This window comes from Mesorhizobium sp. M0030, from assembly GCF_040323695.1.
GTDB lineage: Bacteria > Pseudomonadota > Alphaproteobacteria > Rhizobiales > Rhizobiaceae > Mesorhizobium.
Map to the genome: position 1 here is coordinate 299,207 of NZ_JAMYVE010000001.1, position 16,039 is coordinate 315,245.

At 64.1% G+C, this 16,039-nt stretch carries 12 protein-coding genes; 8 read left to right on the top strand and 4 right to left on the bottom strand.

Annotation, left to right across the window (positions count from 1 at the left end; genetic code table 11):
- Positions 1 to 83 precede the first annotated feature (83 nt).
- From mutS to NKJ80_RS01410, 3 genes are all read left to right on the top strand, one after another.
- The gene (gene mutS, locus NKJ80_RS01400) at positions 84 to 2,813 is read left to right on the top strand and encodes a DNA mismatch repair protein MutS (protein WP_352496900.1); all 2,730 of its coding nucleotides are present in this window, start codon (positions 84 to 86) and stop codon (positions 2,811 to 2,813) included.
- Between the two features lie 73 nt (positions 2,814 to 2,886).
- Entirely contained in the window at positions 2,887 to 3,351 is a 465-nt protein-coding gene (locus NKJ80_RS01405) for a nuclear transport factor 2 family protein (RefSeq protein WP_352496901.1), read from the top strand.
- 66 nt (positions 3,352 to 3,417) lie between these two features.
- Positions 3,418 to 3,972 (top strand): TetR/AcrR family transcriptional regulator, encoded by a 555-nt coding sequence (locus NKJ80_RS01410; protein ID WP_023703548.1) that lies wholly within the window; start codon positions 3,418 to 3,420, stop codon positions 3,970 to 3,972.
- A 4-nt stretch (positions 3,973 to 3,976) separates the two neighbouring features.
- On the opposite strand, the gene NKJ80_RS01415 is transcribed toward NKJ80_RS01410, so the two are convergent.
- The 4 genes from NKJ80_RS01415 to NKJ80_RS01430 form a co-directional block, all read right to left on the bottom strand.
- Positions 3,977 to 4,735 (bottom strand): MBL fold metallo-hydrolase, encoded by a 759-nt coding sequence (locus NKJ80_RS01415; protein ID WP_245261098.1) that lies wholly within the window; start codon positions 4,733 to 4,735, stop codon positions 3,977 to 3,979.
- A gap of 52 nt (positions 4,736 to 4,787) precedes the next feature.
- A complete protein-coding gene (locus NKJ80_RS01420) occupies positions 4,788 to 5,633 on the bottom strand; it encodes an aldo/keto reductase (protein ID WP_352496902.1) in 846 nt (281 codons plus the stop codon).
- 96 nt (positions 5,634 to 5,729) lie between these two features.
- Positions 5,730 to 6,113: a CopM family metallochaperone gene (gene copM, locus NKJ80_RS01425; protein ID WP_023823806.1), complete on the bottom strand. Its 384-nt coding sequence runs from the start codon at positions 6,111 to 6,113 to the stop codon at positions 5,730 to 5,732.
- A 43-nt stretch (positions 6,114 to 6,156) separates the two neighbouring features.
- Complete coding sequence (locus NKJ80_RS01430; protein ID WP_352496903.1) at positions 6,157 to 8,670, bottom strand: heavy metal translocating P-type ATPase; 2,514 nt, start codon at positions 8,668 to 8,670, stop codon at positions 6,157 to 6,159.
- Between the two features lie 176 nt (positions 8,671 to 8,846).
- On the opposite strand from NKJ80_RS01430, the gene NKJ80_RS01435 reads away from it, so the two are divergent.
- The 5 genes from NKJ80_RS01435 (at position 8,847) to NKJ80_RS01455 (ending at position 16,035) form a co-directional block, all read left to right on the top strand.
- Positions 8,847 to 9,689: a glycosyltransferase family 25 protein gene (locus NKJ80_RS01435; RefSeq protein ID WP_352496904.1), complete on the top strand. Its 843-nt coding sequence runs from the start codon at positions 8,847 to 8,849 to the stop codon at positions 9,687 to 9,689.
- A gap of 33 nt (positions 9,690 to 9,722) precedes the next feature.
- Positions 9,723 to 12,518, top strand: coding sequence for a [protein-PII] uridylyltransferase (locus NKJ80_RS01440; protein ID WP_352496905.1), 2,796 nt, complete (start codon positions 9,723 to 9,725; stop codon positions 12,516 to 12,518).
- Between the two features lie 76 nt (positions 12,519 to 12,594).
- Positions 12,595 to 14,202, top strand: coding sequence for a murein biosynthesis integral membrane protein MurJ (gene murJ / locus NKJ80_RS01445; protein ID WP_352496906.1), 1,608 nt, complete (start codon positions 12,595 to 12,597; stop codon positions 14,200 to 14,202).
- Positions 14,203 to 14,374: 172 nt separating this feature from the next.
- Positions 14,375 to 15,442, top strand: coding sequence for a tryptophan--tRNA ligase (gene trpS / locus NKJ80_RS01450; RefSeq protein ID WP_023672858.1), 1,068 nt, complete (start codon positions 14,375 to 14,377; stop codon positions 15,440 to 15,442).
- Positions 15,443 to 15,543: 101 nt separating this feature from the next.
- The gene (locus NKJ80_RS01455; protein WP_023672856.1) at positions 15,544 to 16,035 is read left to right on the top strand and encodes a universal stress protein; all 492 of its coding nucleotides are present in this window, start codon (positions 15,544 to 15,546) and stop codon (positions 16,033 to 16,035) included.
- Positions 16,036 to 16,039: the final 4 nt, after the last annotated feature.

Sequence of the window (16,039 nt, forward strand, 5' to 3'; positions counted from 1 at the left end):
CAAGCCGCCGTCGAGGCCGGTCGTCCCCTGCTTTTCGAGCCGCCGGCATTAAACCCCGCACCCACATCTGCTAGCGTGCGGGCATGAACATGCACACTTCAGCAGAAACCGACGCCCCCGAGGTGACACCGCCTGCGCCCGTCGGCAGCGTCACGCCGATGATGGAGCAGTTTATCGAGATCAAGGCGGCGAACCCGGATTCGCTGCTGTTCTACCGCATGGGCGATTTCTACGAGCTGTTCTTCGACGACGCCGAAAAGGCGAGCAAGGCGCTGGGCATCGTCCTGACCAAGCGCGGCAAGCACCAGGGTAACGACATTCCGATGTGCGGCGTGCCGGTGCATGCGGCCGACGACTATCTGCAGAAGCTGATCGGCCAGGGTTTCCGCGTCGCCGTCTGCGAGCAGATCGAGGACCCGGCGGAAGCCAGGAAGCGCGGCGGCAAATCGGTCGTACGCCGTGACGTGGTGCGGCTGGTGACGCCCGGCACCATCACCGAGGATAAATTGCTGGCGCCGTCGGAATCGAGCTTCCTGATGGCGCTGGGGCGGGTGAAGGGCGGCAACAGCGGTGACGCCTTCGCCCTGGCCTGGATCGAGATCTCGACCGGCGTCTTCCGCGTCGCCGAAACCACGGCCGACCGGCTGCTGGCCGATGTCTTCCGCGTCGACCCGCGCGAGCTGATCGTCGCCGAGCCGGTGTTTTACGATCCCGAGCTGAAGCCGGTGTTCGACTTCATCGGCCGCGTCGCCAGCCCGCAGCCGCCGTCGCTTTTCGATTCGGCTTCGGCAGCGGGGCGGATCGCGCGCTTCTTCGAAGTGGCGACGCCGGACAGTTTCGGTGCCTTCTCGCGCGCCGAATTGTCGGCGATCTCGGGCGCCATCGCCTATGTCGAAAAGACGCAGAAGGCCGAGCGGCCGCCTTTGTCGCGTCCCGAACGCGAGGAGCAGGGCTCGACGCTGTTCATCGATCCTGCGACACGCGGCAATCTGGAACTGTTGCGCACGCTGTCGGGCAGCCGCGACGGCTCGCTGTTCAAGGCTATAGACCGCACGGTCACCGGCGGCGGCGCCAGGCTGCTCGCCGACCGGCTGATGGCGCCGCTGACCGATCCGGCGGCGATTGCTGCCCGGCTTGATTCGGTATCGTTCTTCCGCACCGAGACGCGGCTCTGCCAGGCTGTCCGGTCAAGCCTGAAGAGCGTCGCCGACATGCCGCGGGCGCTGTCGCGGTTGGCGCTCAACCGCGGCGGTCCGCGCGATCTCGGCGCGCTGCGTGCCGGCTTCGAAGCGGCGGCCACCATTGCCGAACTGTTCGGAACGACCGTCCTGCCCGCTGAGCTGACCGCGGCACTTGCCGCGATAAAGGCGCTGCCGCGCGCGCTGGCCGAGCATCTGACCCAGGCTCTTGGCGAGGAACTGCCGCTGCTGAGGCGCGACGGCGGCTTCGTGCGTGGCGGCTACCATGCCGAGCTCGACGAAATGCGGGCGCTGCGCGACGAATCGCGCAAGGTGATCGCCGGACTGGAGCGCTCGCTGATCGAGGAGACCGGCATCCGCTCGCTGAAAATCCGCCACAACAATGTGCTGGGCTATTACATCGAGGTGACGGCCAACCACCATTCAATCATGACCGGAAGCGACGGCGCCAAGGCGCGCTTCATCCACCGCCAGACCATGGCCAACGCCATGCGTTTCACCACGACCGACCTTGCCGAACTCGAGACCAAAATCGCCAATGCCGCCGACCGGGCGCTGAGCATCGAGCTTGCCGCTTTCGACACGCTGACGACAGAGGCGGTCGCCGAGGCGCAAAAAATTCGCGCCGGCGCCGATGCGCTTGCCGTACTTGACGTGTCGGCGGCGCTCGCGCTGTTGTCGGAGAGTGAAGCCTGGTGCCGGCCGCTGGTCGATTCCAGCCTCGCCTTCGATATCTCGGGCGGACGCCATCCGGTGGTGGAACAGGCGCTGCGGCGCTCGGGCGAAGGGCCGTTCGTCGCCAATGATTGCGATCTGTCGCCGCAAGACGGGGCCAAGGCCGGCGCGATCTGGCTGCTCACCGGTCCGAATATGGGCGGTAAGTCGACCTTCCTGCGGCAAAACGCACTGATCGCCATCCTCGCCCAAACCGGTTCCTTCGTGCCGGCGACATCGGCCCATATCGGCGTCGTCGACCGGTTGTTCTCGCGCGTCGGCGCCTCGGACGATCTGGCGCGTGGCCGTTCGACCTTCATGGTCGAGATGGTCGAGACGGCGGCGATCCTCAACCAGGCCGGTGAGCGGGCGCTGGTGATCCTCGACGAAATCGGCCGCGGCACCGCCACTTTCGATGGCCTGTCGATCGCCTGGGCGGCGGTCGAGTACCTGCACGAGAAGAACCGCTGCCGGGCGATCTTTGCCACCCATTTCCACGAGATGACGGCGCTGTCCGGCAAGCTGCCGCGCCTTTCCAACGTCACCATGCGGGTCAAGGAATGGGAAGGCGACGTGGTCTTCCTGCACGAGGTCGGCAAGGGTGCCGCCGATCGCTCCTATGGCGTTCAGGTCGCTCGCCTTGCCGGTCTGCCGGAAGCGGTGGTCGGCCGCGCCAAAGAGGTGCTGCATCAGCTCGAGGAAGGCGATGTCTCCGGCAAGGCCAACCGGCTGGTCGACGATCTGCCGCTGTTTTCGGTGGCAATGAAGCGGGAAGCGGCAAAGCCTGCGAAGAGCGACGCATTGGGCGCAGCGCTGGGTGAGATCAATCCAGACGAGATGACGCCGCGCGAGGCGCTGGAAGCGCTCTACCGGCTGAAGGGGCTGGCGGGGAAAACCTAGCCCGATTTCGGCCTTGACCAATTGTACCGATTGGTACAATGCTCGCCATCGCCTTTGCCGATGGGAGAATGATATGAGCCGTCCGCCGCTGCCGCCCTTCACCGCCGAGACCGCCGCGCAGAAGGCTCGGCTTGCCGAAGACGCCTGGAACAGCCGCGATCCCGAACGGGTTTCGCTCGCCTATACGCAGGACAGCACCTGGCGCAACCGCGCCGAGTTCGTCTCGGGCAGAAATGAGATCGTCTCCTTCCTCACGCGCAAATGGGCTCGCGAGCTCGACTACCGCCTGATCAAGGAGGTCTGGACCTGGAACGACAACCGCATCGCGGTGCGCTTTGCCTATGAATGGCGCGACAACAGTGGCCACTGGTTCCGCTCCTACGGCAATGAGAATTGGGAATTCGACGCGGATGGACTGATGCGTAGGCGCGTCGCCAGCATCAACGACCTGCCGATCGCCGAGGGTGAGCGCAAATATCACTGGCCGCTCGGCCGCCGGCCGGACGACCATCCCGGCCTGTCCGAACTCGGACTTTAGAATATGATCCCTAGAGCTGTGTCGCGGTTTTCGGCAAAGATCATGCTCAAGCGGAAAAACTAGCGCATGCGCAGGATCGCGCCCGATCGCGCCGATTTGCTCTCCATCATCGGCGAGGTTTTCCGCGAACACGGCTATGAAGGGGCGAGCCTGGCGCGGATCGGTGCGGCGACCGGCCTAGGCAAAGGCAGCCTTTACCACTTCTTCCCCGGCGGCAAGGAAGAGATGGCGGCGGCTGTCATTGCCCATATAGATGGCTGGTTCGAGGAGAATGTCTTCGTGCCGTTGCAGGACAGGGCCGACCCTCGTACGGGCATCGACCGGATGTTCGAAGCGACCGAGAGCTATTTCCGGTCGGGCCGCCAGGTGTGCCTGATCGGCGCCTTCGCGCTGGACGAATCCCGCGACCTCTTCGCCATCGCGATCAGAAGCTATTTCGGCCGCTGGGTGGCGCATCTTGCCGAAGCGCTGACCCGAAGCGGGCACAGCGCTGACAGGGCGGACGAACTCGCCGAAGAAGCGGTCGGCGCCATCCAGGGCGCGCTCACGCTGGCACGCGCCTTCGACGACACGGCAGTGTTTTCGCGCGCGTTGCGACGGGCGCGGGCGGCGCTCGGCTAGAGTGCTACAAGGGCTCGAAGCGGAAAGCCGTCTCGGTTCGAAAAACCCGGCCGACGCCGGGCGAATCAAGATGCGCGCCGGCAACGTAGCAGTCGTTGTTGGCCGCAAGCGCCAGCATTTGCAACCGGCTTGCCCTCGCCTGCTGCTGGTCTGCGTCGAATTCCCACGTGATCTCGGGTCGATCGAATTGAAGCGACGGCACATGTACGATGTCGCCCCAGATCAACAGTGTTTCGCCTGCGCTCACAACGCGAAAGCAAGTGTGGCCGGCTTCATGGCCAGCGGAGCCGATCGTATCGATGTCAGCGCTGACGCGCTGTCCAGCATCGAGAGGCTGGGCGCGATCGTGGAAGCGTTCCAGCCTCGCCACGTCGCGAAACATGCCGAGCTCAGCGCGCGGGACAAGCAGGCGAGAGAGCTGCGGGAAGCCGTCGTCACCATCGGCAAGGATGAGCCCGTGTATATGGTCGAGATGGGTGTGGGTGAAAGCAACAGTCCGAATCCGGTCGGTGGCGATCTTCGCCTCGCGCAGCGCCTCGGGCAGGTGCCCCATTGTCGGGTGCCAGGCGTTCGAAGCCCCTGTGTCGATCAGCGTGATGTCGTCGCCGTCATCGATGGCGAAGGCGTTGACCGACAGCCTGAGCGCACCGTCGACGAGCGGTACATGCGAGGGCAGGTTGTCACCGAATGTCCGGTCTCCGGGCTGGCGCAGCCGCCTGATTGGCATGTCGACGTAACCGTCGCGCAGCGACGTGACCGTCATGGCTCCGACTCTATACGCCGTATGATGATACCCGGTCGAAACCCGTTCCAATCTAGATCATCTCCAGCCCGCGCTTGCGCGTCGGCGGTGGAAAGGCGCGGTCGAGTTCGGCGAGGTCTTCGGCCGTCAGCTCGATGTCGAGCGCGGCAAAATTCTGGCGGACATGCTCCTGGCTACTCGCCTTCGGGATGGCGATGACACCGGGCTGCGCCATCACCCAGGCCAAGGCGATCTGTGCCGGCGTTGCGTTGTGGCGGGCGGCAACGGTTTCCAGCCGGGGATTACGCGCCAGCGCGCCCTGCTCGACCGGCGAATAGGCCATCAGCGGGATGCCGCGCTGCCGGCTCCACGGTGCGAGATCGAATTCGGGGCCGCGCCGCGACAGATTGTAGAGTACCTGGTTGGTCTGGACATGATCTCCAGACGACAGGCCGGTCAGCTCCTCCATTTCGTCGGTGTCGAAATTGCTGACGCCCCAGTGACGGATCTTGCCGGCCTTCTTCAACGCCTCGAAAGCGTCGACCGTTTCGCCTAGAGGCACACTGCCCGGCCAATGCAGGAGATAGAGATCGATGCGGTCGGTGCGCAGGCGCTTCAAGCTGTTTTCGCAGGCCCGCGCCACACCGGTGCGCGAGGCATTGGACGGCAATACCTTGGAGACGAGAAAGAGTTCGTCGCGGCGCCCGGCAATGGCTTCCGCCACCACCTCCTCGGCGCCGCCGCTGGCATACATTTCAGCGGTGTCGATCAACGTCATGCCGAGGTCCAGCCCGAGCTTCAGGGCATTGACCTCCCCGGCGCGGCGGCGGGAATCCTCGCCCATCTTCCATGTGCCCTGTCCCAGCACCTGGACGGCCTCGCCCGAAGGCAGCGTGGTGGTTCTTATGGTCGTGGGCATGGAGGCTCCTCGTATGGCGGTCAATGCGCATGGCATCACAAGCACAGGGAGAAATCCAGAATGGATCCCGCATTCTTCTCCGCAGTCGTTGCTGCGCTACTTGACCGGATGGGCGGCGAGCCAGGCCTGCATCTTGGTGATCTCCGCTTCCTGCGCGGCGATGACATCTTCGGCCAGCTTGCGGATTTCGGGATCCTTGCCATTGGCGAGTTCCACCTTGGCCATGTCGATCGCGCCCCGATGATGCGGGATCATGCCGCGCACGAAATCGACATCGGCATTGCCGGAATATTCGATCATCATGTCGGTGTGCATCTTGTCCATCGCCGCCTTGTAGCCGTCGGTCGAAGGACCTTGCGCGCCCATCGCGCCCATGTCGTGTTTCATCTCTTCGGATTGCGCCGGGACGCTTTCGAGGAAAACGGCAAGCAGCATTCCCGCCGCCATCATCAAAAGCACGATTTTCTTAGCCAAGGTCATCCATGATCTCCTGTTGATTGAAATTCGTATCTGGGGGCTTTGCTCAGAGTTTCAACGTCCGCAGCCGCAATGCGTTGGCGATGACCGAAACCGAAGACAGGCTCATGGCCGCCGCCGCCAGCATCGGCGACAAAAGCGTGCCGGTGAGCGGATAGAGCACGCCGGCAGCAACCGGCACGCCAAGCACATTGTAGAGGAAGGCGAAAAACAGATTCTGGCGGATGTTGCGGATCGTCCCCTGGGCGAGCGTTCGCGCCCTGACGATGCCGTTGAGATCGCCCTTGACCAGCGTAATGCCGGCGCTCTCGACAGCGACATCGGCGCCGGTGCCCATGGCGATGCCGACATCGGCGCTGGCCAGGGCCGGCGCATCGTTGACGCCGTCGCCGGCCATGGCGATGCCGGCACCTTTCGCACGCAACTCCTCGACAAGGGCTGCCTTTTGTTCCGGCAGCAGGCCGGCGCGCACCTCGTCAATGCCAAGGCTTTTGGCGATGGCGCGCGCCGTGCATTCATTGTCGCCGGTCGCCATGATGATCCGCAAGCCTCTGTCGTGCAGCGCCCTGATCGCCTCGGCTGTCGTTGCCTTGACCGGATCGGCGACCGCGACAATGCCGGCCAGTTTTTTGTCCACCGCAACGAACATCGCCGTCTTGCCTTCTGCCTGCAGCGCCTCGGCCCTGGCCGACAGGGAAGCGGTGTCGATGCCGACATCGGCCATCATGGCGGCGTTGCCGAGCGAAACCTTCCTGCCAGACACCGTGCCGGATACGCCCTTGCCGGTGACGGCGTCGAAGCCGCCGGCCTCAACGAGCGTCAGGCCGCGTTCGCCGGCGCCGCCGACAATGGCCTCGGCCAGCGGATGCTCCGAGCCTTTTTCCAGGCCGGCGGCGAGCGCCAGCAATTCATTCTCAGACAGGCCTTCGGCAGCGACGACATCGGTCAAGCGAGGCTTGCCTTCGGTCAAGGTGCCGGTCTTGTCGACGATCAACGTGTCGACCGAAGCGAAGCGCTCGAGCGCGGCCGCGTCCTTGATCAGCACGCCCGCGTGCGCCCCGCGCCCGGTGGCAGTCATGATCGACATCGGCGTCGCCAGGCCGAGCGCGCAGGGGCAGGCGATGATCAGCACCGAGACCGCCGAGACGATGGCAAAGATCAAGCTGGGTTCGGGACCGAAGATCGCCCAGGCGGCAAAGGCCATGAGCGCGACCAGCACGACGGCCGGCACGAAGTAGAAGGAGACGCGATCGGCTAAACCTTGAATCGGCGCGCGCGAACGCTGCGCCTTTGCGACCAGCTCGACGATGCGCGAAAGCGTCGTTTCGGAGCCGACCTTTTCGGCGCGCATGATCAGCGAACCGTTCTTGTTGAGCGTGCCGCCGGTCAAGGCATCGCCTTTCGTTTTTTCGACCGGCAGCGGCTCGCCCGAGATCATCGATTCGTCGATGGAGGAACGGCCTTCCGTTACAGTGCCGTCGACCGGCACGGCGTCGCCCGGACGGAGGCGTAGGTGGTCGCCGGTCTTGACCGCAACGAGCGGCACGTCGGTGTCGGAGCCGTCCTCCCCGATCAGCCGTGCCGTCTTCGGCGCCAGGTCGAGCAGCGCACGGATGGCCGAGCCGGTCTTTTCGCGCGCCCGCAATTCGAGCACCTGACCGAGGAATACCAGCGCGACGATGACGGCGGCTGCCTCGAAATAGACCGGCACTGTGCCGCCATGACCGCGGAACTGGTGTGGAAAAATGTCCGGGAACAGAGTGGCCGCCACGCTGTAGAGATAGGCAGCGCCGACACCGAGCGAAATCAGCGTCCACATATTGGGGCTGCGGTTGACCAGCGACTCCCAGCCTCGGTGGAAGAACGGGAAGGCCGCCCACAGCACGACGGGGCTGGCCAGCGCCAATTCCAGCCAGACCATCGTTCGCCCGTCGACAAACGCCTGGAACGTCAGGCCGAGCATCGGCGCCATGGCAACGATCAGCAGCGGCAGGGACAGCACCGCGCTGACCCAGAACCGTCTGGTGAAGTCTACCAGTTCGGGGTTCGGGCCCTCATCGCCAGTGGGAACGCCCATCGGCTCAAGCGCCATGCCGCAGATCGGGCAGGAGCCGGGCTTGTCTCTTATCACTTCGGGATGCATCGGGCAGGTGTATTGCGTGCCTTTCCGCACTGGCGACGGCGTCGGCCTGTCACCGAGATAGTTTTGCGGCTCGGCCTCGAACTTCGCCCGGCAGCCGGCCGAGCAGAAATAGAAACCCTGGCCTTCGTGGCGGAAAAAATGCCTGGCGGTAGCGCGGTCGACACTCATGCCACAGACGGGGTCGGTGGCGGTCAGGTATTTTTCGGGCCCGGCGACGAATTTCGTACGGCAACCCTCGCTGCAGAAGTGAAAGAGACGGCCGCCATGCTCGGCCGTCGGCTTGCCGGCTGCCGGATCGACGCTCATGCCGCAGACCGGATCGCGCACCACTGCTTCGGCGGCCGGCTCAGCAGCCTTTGCCGTACAGCAGTTGCCATCGGCCGCGTGCGCGTGGTGGTGATGCTCGGAATGCGCCATCGAAAAGTGCCTTATATCTGTCTGGGTGAGGAGGTAGTGCTTCCAGTAACTGGAAGGTCAAGGGGCGATTTCCACTTTTCGATCGTGGCCGTCATCGCGCACATCGAGGGAAAATCGCTTACGCAACTTTGTTCCCATGCTATGGACGCGCGTCCCACTGCATCGATCCCACCCAAATGAAATGCCTGATTATCAATCTCGATCGGTCCCGCGATCGCCTCGCCCATGTAACGGCGGAGTTCGCGCGCATCGGCATCGCCTTCGAGCGGGTCGCCGCCATCGATGCGCGAGATCGGCCGGATCTGGCCGAAATGCCGCAGGGCAAGAAGCATTTGCGCCTGGCCGACGCCGAGATTGCCTGCCTGCTCAGCCACCAACAGTGTTGGTCGACGATCGCTGCAGGTGAGGATGCTTACGCGGCGATTTTCGAGGACGACGTCGTTTTCCCGGACAAAGCCGGCGCTTTGCTTGCCGATGCGGGCTGGATTCCCGCCGATGCGGACATCGTCAAGTTGGAAACGTTCTTCAACCGGACCGTAATTTCACGCAAGCAAGTTGCCTGCGGCCACGGTTTTTTTGCGAGCAGACTGCACGGGCTCCATATCGGTACGGCGGGATACATCCTGTCCAGACAGGCCGCGCGGGACCTTCTTGCGGCAACGAATGAGATCAGCATTCCCGTCGATCACCTCATCTTCAATCCGCGTTTTGCTACCTCGTCCGACAAGGTCATTTACCAACTCGTCCCAGCATTGTGCCTGCAGGCACAATTCCTCGGCGACAGTCCGGTGAGATTGCCAAGCCTGCTCAAGCAGGAGCGAACAGAGGAATGGGTGGCAAGCGGGATAGGTAAACGGCGCCCCAGGCCAATCACCGCCAAGGTAAGGATCGAGACCAGGCGGTTGACGTGGCAGATCGCCGATCTCTTCCGGCTCCGGCGCGAGATGATCATCCCTTTCTGGTATCGCGGCCGACGCGTCCGTCCGCCCCATACACAGCGCCGTGAAAACGCGCTATAGACGCCGCGCAAAGGCGAGGCCCACCGGCAATCCATGGCAAAAATCTCCCTCAAGCTCGACGCGCTGATCGACAGCGAGGCTTTGCGCCGCGACATGACGGCGCTGATCTCGGCGGCCAGCGGCATCGAGCCCGGCGCGCGCGTCGGTGCGCTCCGGCTGCTGAAGGATCGGCTGACCGAGGGCCGCAAGGTTGCCGAGCGCATGCTGATGGACGATGGCAGCGGCACGGCCTGCGCCGCCCGGCTGTCGCATCTGATGGACGAGATCATCCGCGCCCTCTACGAGTTCGCCGCGACCCACGTCTACCGGGTGAAAAGCCCCTCGACCGCAGAGCGCATGGCGGTCGTCGCCGTCGGCGGCTATGGCCGCGGCACGCTGGCGCCGGGCTCCGACATCGACCTGTTGTTCCTGCTGCCCTACAAGCAGACGCCGTGGGGCGAACAGATCGTCGAATATATGCTCTATATGCTGTGGGACCTCGGGTTGAAGGTTGGCCACGCCACCCGCAACATCGACGAGTGTCTCAGGCTGTCGCGCAGCGATATCACCATCCGCACCACGATCCTGGAAGCGCGGTTCCTGTGGGGCGAACAGAAGCTCTTCGACGAATTGCTCGCTCGCTTCGACCATGAAGTGGTGCGCACCACCGGACCGGAATATGTGCAGGCCAAGCTCGCCGAACGCGACGATCGCCATGCCAAGGCCGGCGAAAGCCGCTATCTGGTCGAGCCCAACGTCAAGGACGGCAAGGGCGGCCTGCGCGATTTGCAGACGCTGTTCTGGATCGCCAAATACTTCTATCGCGTGCGCACCGGCGAGGAATTGGTCGAGAAAGGTGTCTTCACCGAGGCCGAGTACCGCGAATTCCAGAAGGCCGAAGACTTCCTGTGGGCGGTGCGCTGCCACATGCATTTCCTCACCGGCAAGCCAGAGGAACGGCTGCATTTCGATATCCAGCGCGAGATCGCCGAACGGCTGGGCTACACCACCCATCCCGGTCTGTCGGCGGTCGAGCGCTTCATGAAGCATTACTTCCTCGTCGCCAAGGATGTCGGCGACCTCACCCGCATCTTCTGCGCCGCGCTCGAGGAAGAGCAGGCCAAGCATGTGCCCGGCTTCAACCGCATCTTCCTCACCTTCCAGCGCCGCAAGCGCAAGCTGGCAGGCACGTCGGACTTCATTGTCGACAATCACCGCATCAACGTCGCCGACGACAGCGTGTTCGAGCGCGACCCGGTCAATCTGCTCAGGCTGTTCTGGTTCGCCGACAAGCACGGGCTGGAGTTCCATCCCGATGCGCTGAAGCTGCTCACCCGCTCGCTCGGTCTGGTCAACAAGTCGCTGCGGCGCGACGAGGAGGCCAACCGGCTGTTCCTCGACATCCTGACCTCGGACCGCAATGCCGAGCTTAATTTGCGGCGCATGAACGAGGCCGGCCTGCTCGGCAGGCTGATCCCCGATTTCGGCAGAATAGTCGCCATGATGCAGTTCTCGATGTACCACCACTATACGGTGGACGAGCACCTGATCCGCTGCATCGGCGTCTTGGCCGAGATCGAGCGCGGCGACGGCGAAAAGGTGCATCCGCTGTCGCACACGCTGATGCCGGGGCTAAAGAAGAGCCGCGAGGCACTCTATGTCGCGGTGCTGCTGCACGACATCGCCAAGGGCCGGCCGGAGGATCACTCAGAGGCCGGCGCCCGGATCGCACGCCGCATCTGCCCGCATATGGGGCTGTCGGCCGCCGACACCGAGACCGTCGCCTGGCTGGTCGAGAACCATCTGGTGATGTCGATGACGGCGCAGACGCGCGACCTCAACGACCGCAAGACGATCGAGGATTTCGCCTCGATCGTGCAATCGGTCGAGCGGCTGAAAATGCTGTTGATCCTGACCGTCTGCGACATCAGGGGTGTCGGGCCGGGCGTGTGGAACGGCTGGAAGGGCCAGCTCCTGCGCACGCTCTACTACGAGACCGAACTGCTTTTGACCGGCGGCTTCTCGGAAGTGTCGCGCGCCAAGCGGACGGCGGCGGCGCGCGAGCGGCTGGCCGAGGCGCTGGCCGATTGGCCGGACAAGGCCCGCAAGCGCTATGTCGGCCTGCATTACGAGAACTATCTGCTGACGGTCGACCTCCCCGATCAGCTGCGCCATGCCGAATTCATCCGCGAAGCCGACGCGGCAGGCAAGAAGCTCGCCACCGTGGTCAGGACCCACCAATTCGAGGCGGTGACCGAGATCACCGTGTTGGCGCAGGATCATCCGCGCCTGCTTTCGGTCATTGCCGGCGCCTGCGCGGGAGCCGGCGGCAACATCGTCGACGCGCAGATCTTCACCACGTCCGACGGCCGCGCGCTGGACATCATCCTGATCTCACGGGAATTCGACCGCGACGAGGATGAGCGCCGTCGCGCCGAGCGCGTCGGCCGGCTGATCGAGGACGTGCTGTCGGGCAAGAGCTGGTTGCCGGAGATGATCGAGAAGCGCACCCGGCCGCGGCGCGGCGCCAAGGTGTTCAAGATTCCGCCGCGCGCCGAAATCCGCAACACGCTGTCGAACCGGTTTTCGGTGATCGAGGTCGAGGGACTGGACCGGCCTGGGCTGTTGTCGGAAATCACCAGTGCGTTGTCCGATCTCTCGCTCGACATCGCCTCGGCCCACATCACCACCTTCGGCGAGAAGGTGATCGACACTTTCTATGTCACCGACCTGACGGGGCAGAAGATCGACAATCCGGCGCGCACCGCCGCCATCCACACAAGGCTGATCGAGGCACTTGAAGGCGTTGTCCCGGAGCGCGGCGGCAAGGCCAAGGCGGCGGCCGAGTGACCATCACTTTGTCCCAATCACCCCCTTTGTCCCAATCATCCCCTTTGTCCCAACCATCCAGGCAATCTCCCCGCGCATGAGCCTCGTCAAGAAATTCGCCACGGTTGCGTCCGGCACGCTGATGAGCCGCGCCCTTGGCTTTGGCCGCGAAATGCTGATGGCGGCCGCACTCGGCACCGGGCCGGTGGCGGACGCCTTCAACGCCGCCTTTCAGTTTCCCAACACGTTTCGCCGGCTGTTTGCAGAAGGCGCCTTCAACGCCGCTTTCGTGCCGCTGTTTGCCAAGGAGATCGAGACTCACGGCACCGACGGCGCCAAGCGCTTTTCGGAGGAAGTGTTCGGCGTCCTGTTCACCGCACTTCTGGCGCTGACCATCGTCATGGAATTGGCGATGCCGCTGATCGTGCGCTATCTCGTGGCGCCGGGCTTTGCCGACACGCCGGGTAAGTTCGAGACGACCGTCCTGCTGGCGACGATCATGTTCCCGTATCTCATCTGCATGTCGCTCGCAGCGATGATGGCCGGCATGCTGAATTCGCTGCGCCGCTATTTCGCGGCTGCCGTGGCGCCCGCATTCCTCAACATCATCCTGATCAGCGTGCTCGGCTACGCCTGGTACCACGGCATGGATGCCCGTGAGGTCGGTTTCAGCCTGTCCTGGGGCGTGCTGGCGGCGGGGCTGGTACAGCTCGCCATTGTCTGGGTGGCGGTGCGCAATGCCGGCATCGCCATCGGTTTTCGCCGGCCGAAGATGACGCCCAATGTCAAGCGCCTGATGATCCTGGCCCTGCCGGCGGCGATCACCGGCGGCATCACCCAGATCAACCAGCTGATCGGCACGGCGATCGCGTCGGCGCAGGACAGCGCCGTGTCCTCGCTTGCCTATGCCGACCGCATCTACCAACTGCCGCTCGGCGTCGTCGGCGTTGCCGTCGCCATCGTGCTACTGCCGGAGCTGTCGCGGGCGCTGAAATCGGGCAATCTGGTCGAGGCGGCCAATCTGCAGAACCGCTCGGTCGAGTTCACCCTGTTCATGACCTTGCCGGCGGCGGCGGCACTGTGGGTGATGGCGGAGCCGATCGTGCGGCTGGTCTATGAGCGCGGCGCCTTCGCCGCCAACGGCTCGACGCCGACCGTGGCCGCGATCCTGGCGATTTTCGGCCTCGGCCTGCCGGCCTTCGTGCTGATCAAGGCTTTCACTCCCGGCTATTTCGCCCGCGAGGACACGCGCACGCCGATGATGTTCGCCGCCATCTCGGTCGGCGTGAACGTAATCACCGCGCTGACGCTGTTCCCCAAAATGGGCGCGCCCGGCATTGCGGTGGCCTCGGCCGTCGCCGGCTGGGTCAACGCGGTGATGCTGCTTGCGGTGCTGATCCGACGTGGCCATTGGGGCCGCGACGTGCCATTGCTGAAGCGCATTCCGCGCCTGGTGCTGTCGGCTGCGGTGATGGCGGTGGCGCTCTATTTCGCCGAGCACTGGCTGGCCGTCAGGCTCGGCCCCGGCTCGCCACTGGTGATCAAGGCCGTGACGCTTCTCTCATTGGTAGCCGGCGGGGCGCTGCTCTACTTCGTCACGGCTTTCGCCACCGGCGGCGCCGATTTCGGAATGATCCGGCGCAATGTGAAACGCGGCTCGGGCAAGGCAGCGGCGCCAGCGCCAAAGGCCGATCTGGACGAATAGTCCGGGCGAGCTAACAGCAACATCGGTCTTGATCCTCTCCGCCCCTTCGTCCATAAGCGCGCCGTCGCAAGACTTTCGCCGCGCGTGGTTTCCAGCCGCGTGATTGGCTCCGAAAAGTCTGCAACTTTTCGGAATCACGCTTATACGGCCCTCCACAAGCCATGAGGAACCCATGACCGCCTTCAAACAGCTCGTCTTTTCCGGGGTACAGCCGACCGGCAATCTGCATCTCGGCAACTATCTCGGCGCCATCAAGAAATTCGTCGCCCTGCAGGACACGTCAGACTGCATCTATTGCGTCGTCGACCTGCATTCGCTGACGGCACAACTCGTCCATGACGACCTCGCCGACCAGACCCGCTCGATTACCGCGGCCTTCCTTGCCTCCGGCATCGACCCGAAGAAGCACATCGTCTTCAACCAGTCGCGGGTGATGCAGCATGCCGAGCTTGCCTGGATCTTCAATTGCGTGGCGCGCATCGGCTGGATGAACAAGATGACGCAGTTCAAGGACAAGGCCGGCAAGGACCGCGAGAACGCCTCGCTGGGCCTGCTTGCCTATCCCTCGCTGATGGCGGCCGACATCCTGCTCTACCGCGCGACCCATGTGCCGGTGGGCGAGGACCAAAAGCAGCATCTGGAGCTGACCCGCGACATCGCGCAAAAGTTCAATAATGATTTTTCGAGCCGCATCGCCAGTCTTGGCGTCGGCGTCGAGATGCAGGTTGGCGAGGAGACGGTAAACGGGTTCTTCCCGATAACCGAACCGGTGATCGGCGGGCCGGCGGCGCGCATCATGAGCCTGCGCGACGGTTCGAAGAAAATGTCGAAGTCGGACCCGTCCGACCTGTCGCGCATCAATTTGACCGACGATGCCGACACCATCTCGAAGAAGATCCGCAAGGCCAAGACCGACCCGGAAGCGTTGCCAAGCGAAGTCGACGGACTGGAAAGCCGCCCGGAAGCGGAAAACCTGGTCGGCATCTATGCCGGGCTGGCCGAGATGTCGAAGGCGGACGTGCTGAAGGAATTCGGCGGCCAGCAGTTTTCCGTGTTCAAGCCGGCGCTCGCCGACCTTGCCGTGGAAAAACTGGCGCCGATCGCCGGCGAGATGCGCCGTATCGAGGGCGACCGCGCCTATGTCGACGCGGTGCTGAGAGACGGCGGCGAACGCGCCGGCGCGCTGGCTGAGACCACCATGAAGACGGTACGCGACATTATCGGCCTGTTGCAGGGCTGATCCTACCGTCAGTGCACCGCACCATTCTGGCCCAAGGCCGGCGGCTTGCCGCCGGTCTGTCGCGGTGGCAGATTGCGGCCGAAAACATCGAGTAGATAGACATGGTCTCCAAACGCCTCAGTCGCGAAGCCGGCCATCGCAGGAAATTCCTGACGATCATCGACGACACGCCGGAGTGCGAGCGCGCCGTCGCGTACGCCTCCAAGCGGGCGCAGAGCACCAGCGGCACGCTGGTGCTGCTCTACATCATCACACCGGACGACTTTCAGCACTGGCTGGGCGTCGAGAAGATCATGCGCGAGGAAGCCAACGCCACGGCGCGCGCGGCACTCGACGGCTACGCCAACAAGGTGCGCCAGAAGCTCGGCATCGAGCCCGAGATGGTGGTGCGCGAAGGCAAGCCGACCGAAGAGATCCACAAGCTGATCGAGGAAGACCAGGACATCGCCATCCTGGTGCTGGCGGCAGGTGCCGGCAAGGAAGGACCTGGGCCGCTGGTCGGGGCTGTTGCCGGCAAGGGCGCCGCCTTCCCTATTCCCGTCACAGTGGTGCCGCAGAACCTTTCCGACGAGGAGATCGACAGCCTCGCATAGAGAG

Bases quoted from the DNA above. Each gene is read 5' to 3' on its own strand.
- mutS (WP_352496900.1), top strand. From the start codon at position 84: ATGAACATGCACACTTCAGCAGAAACCGACGCCCCCGAGGTGACACCG.
- NKJ80_RS01405 (WP_352496901.1), top strand. From the start codon at position 2,887: ATGAGCCGTCCGCCGCTGCCGCCCTTCACCGCCGAGACCGCCGCGCAG.
- NKJ80_RS01410 (WP_023703548.1), top strand. From the start codon at position 3,418: ATGCGCAGGATCGCGCCCGATCGCGCCGATTTGCTCTCCATCATCGGC.
- NKJ80_RS01415 (WP_245261098.1), bottom strand. From the start codon at position 4,735: ATGACGGTCACGTCGCTGCGCGACGGTTACGTCGACATGCCAATCAGG.
- NKJ80_RS01420 (WP_352496902.1), bottom strand. From the start codon at position 5,633: ATGCCCACGACCATAAGAACCACCACGCTGCCTTCGGGCGAGGCCGTC.
- copM (WP_023823806.1), bottom strand. From the start codon at position 6,113: ATGACCTTGGCTAAGAAAATCGTGCTTTTGATGATGGCGGCGGGAATG.
- NKJ80_RS01430 (WP_352496903.1), bottom strand. From the start codon at position 8,670: ATGGCGCATTCCGAGCATCACCACCACGCGCACGCGGCCGATGGCAAC.
- NKJ80_RS01435 (WP_352496904.1), top strand. From the start codon at position 8,847: ATGAAATGCCTGATTATCAATCTCGATCGGTCCCGCGATCGCCTCGCC.
- NKJ80_RS01440 (WP_352496905.1), top strand. From the start codon at position 9,723: ATGGCAAAAATCTCCCTCAAGCTCGACGCGCTGATCGACAGCGAGGCT.
- murJ (WP_352496906.1), top strand. From the start codon at position 12,595: ATGAGCCTCGTCAAGAAATTCGCCACGGTTGCGTCCGGCACGCTGATG.
- trpS (WP_023672858.1), top strand. From the start codon at position 14,375: ATGACCGCCTTCAAACAGCTCGTCTTTTCCGGGGTACAGCCGACCGGC.
- NKJ80_RS01455 (WP_023672856.1), top strand. From the start codon at position 15,544: ATGGTCTCCAAACGCCTCAGTCGCGAAGCCGGCCATCGCAGGAAATTC.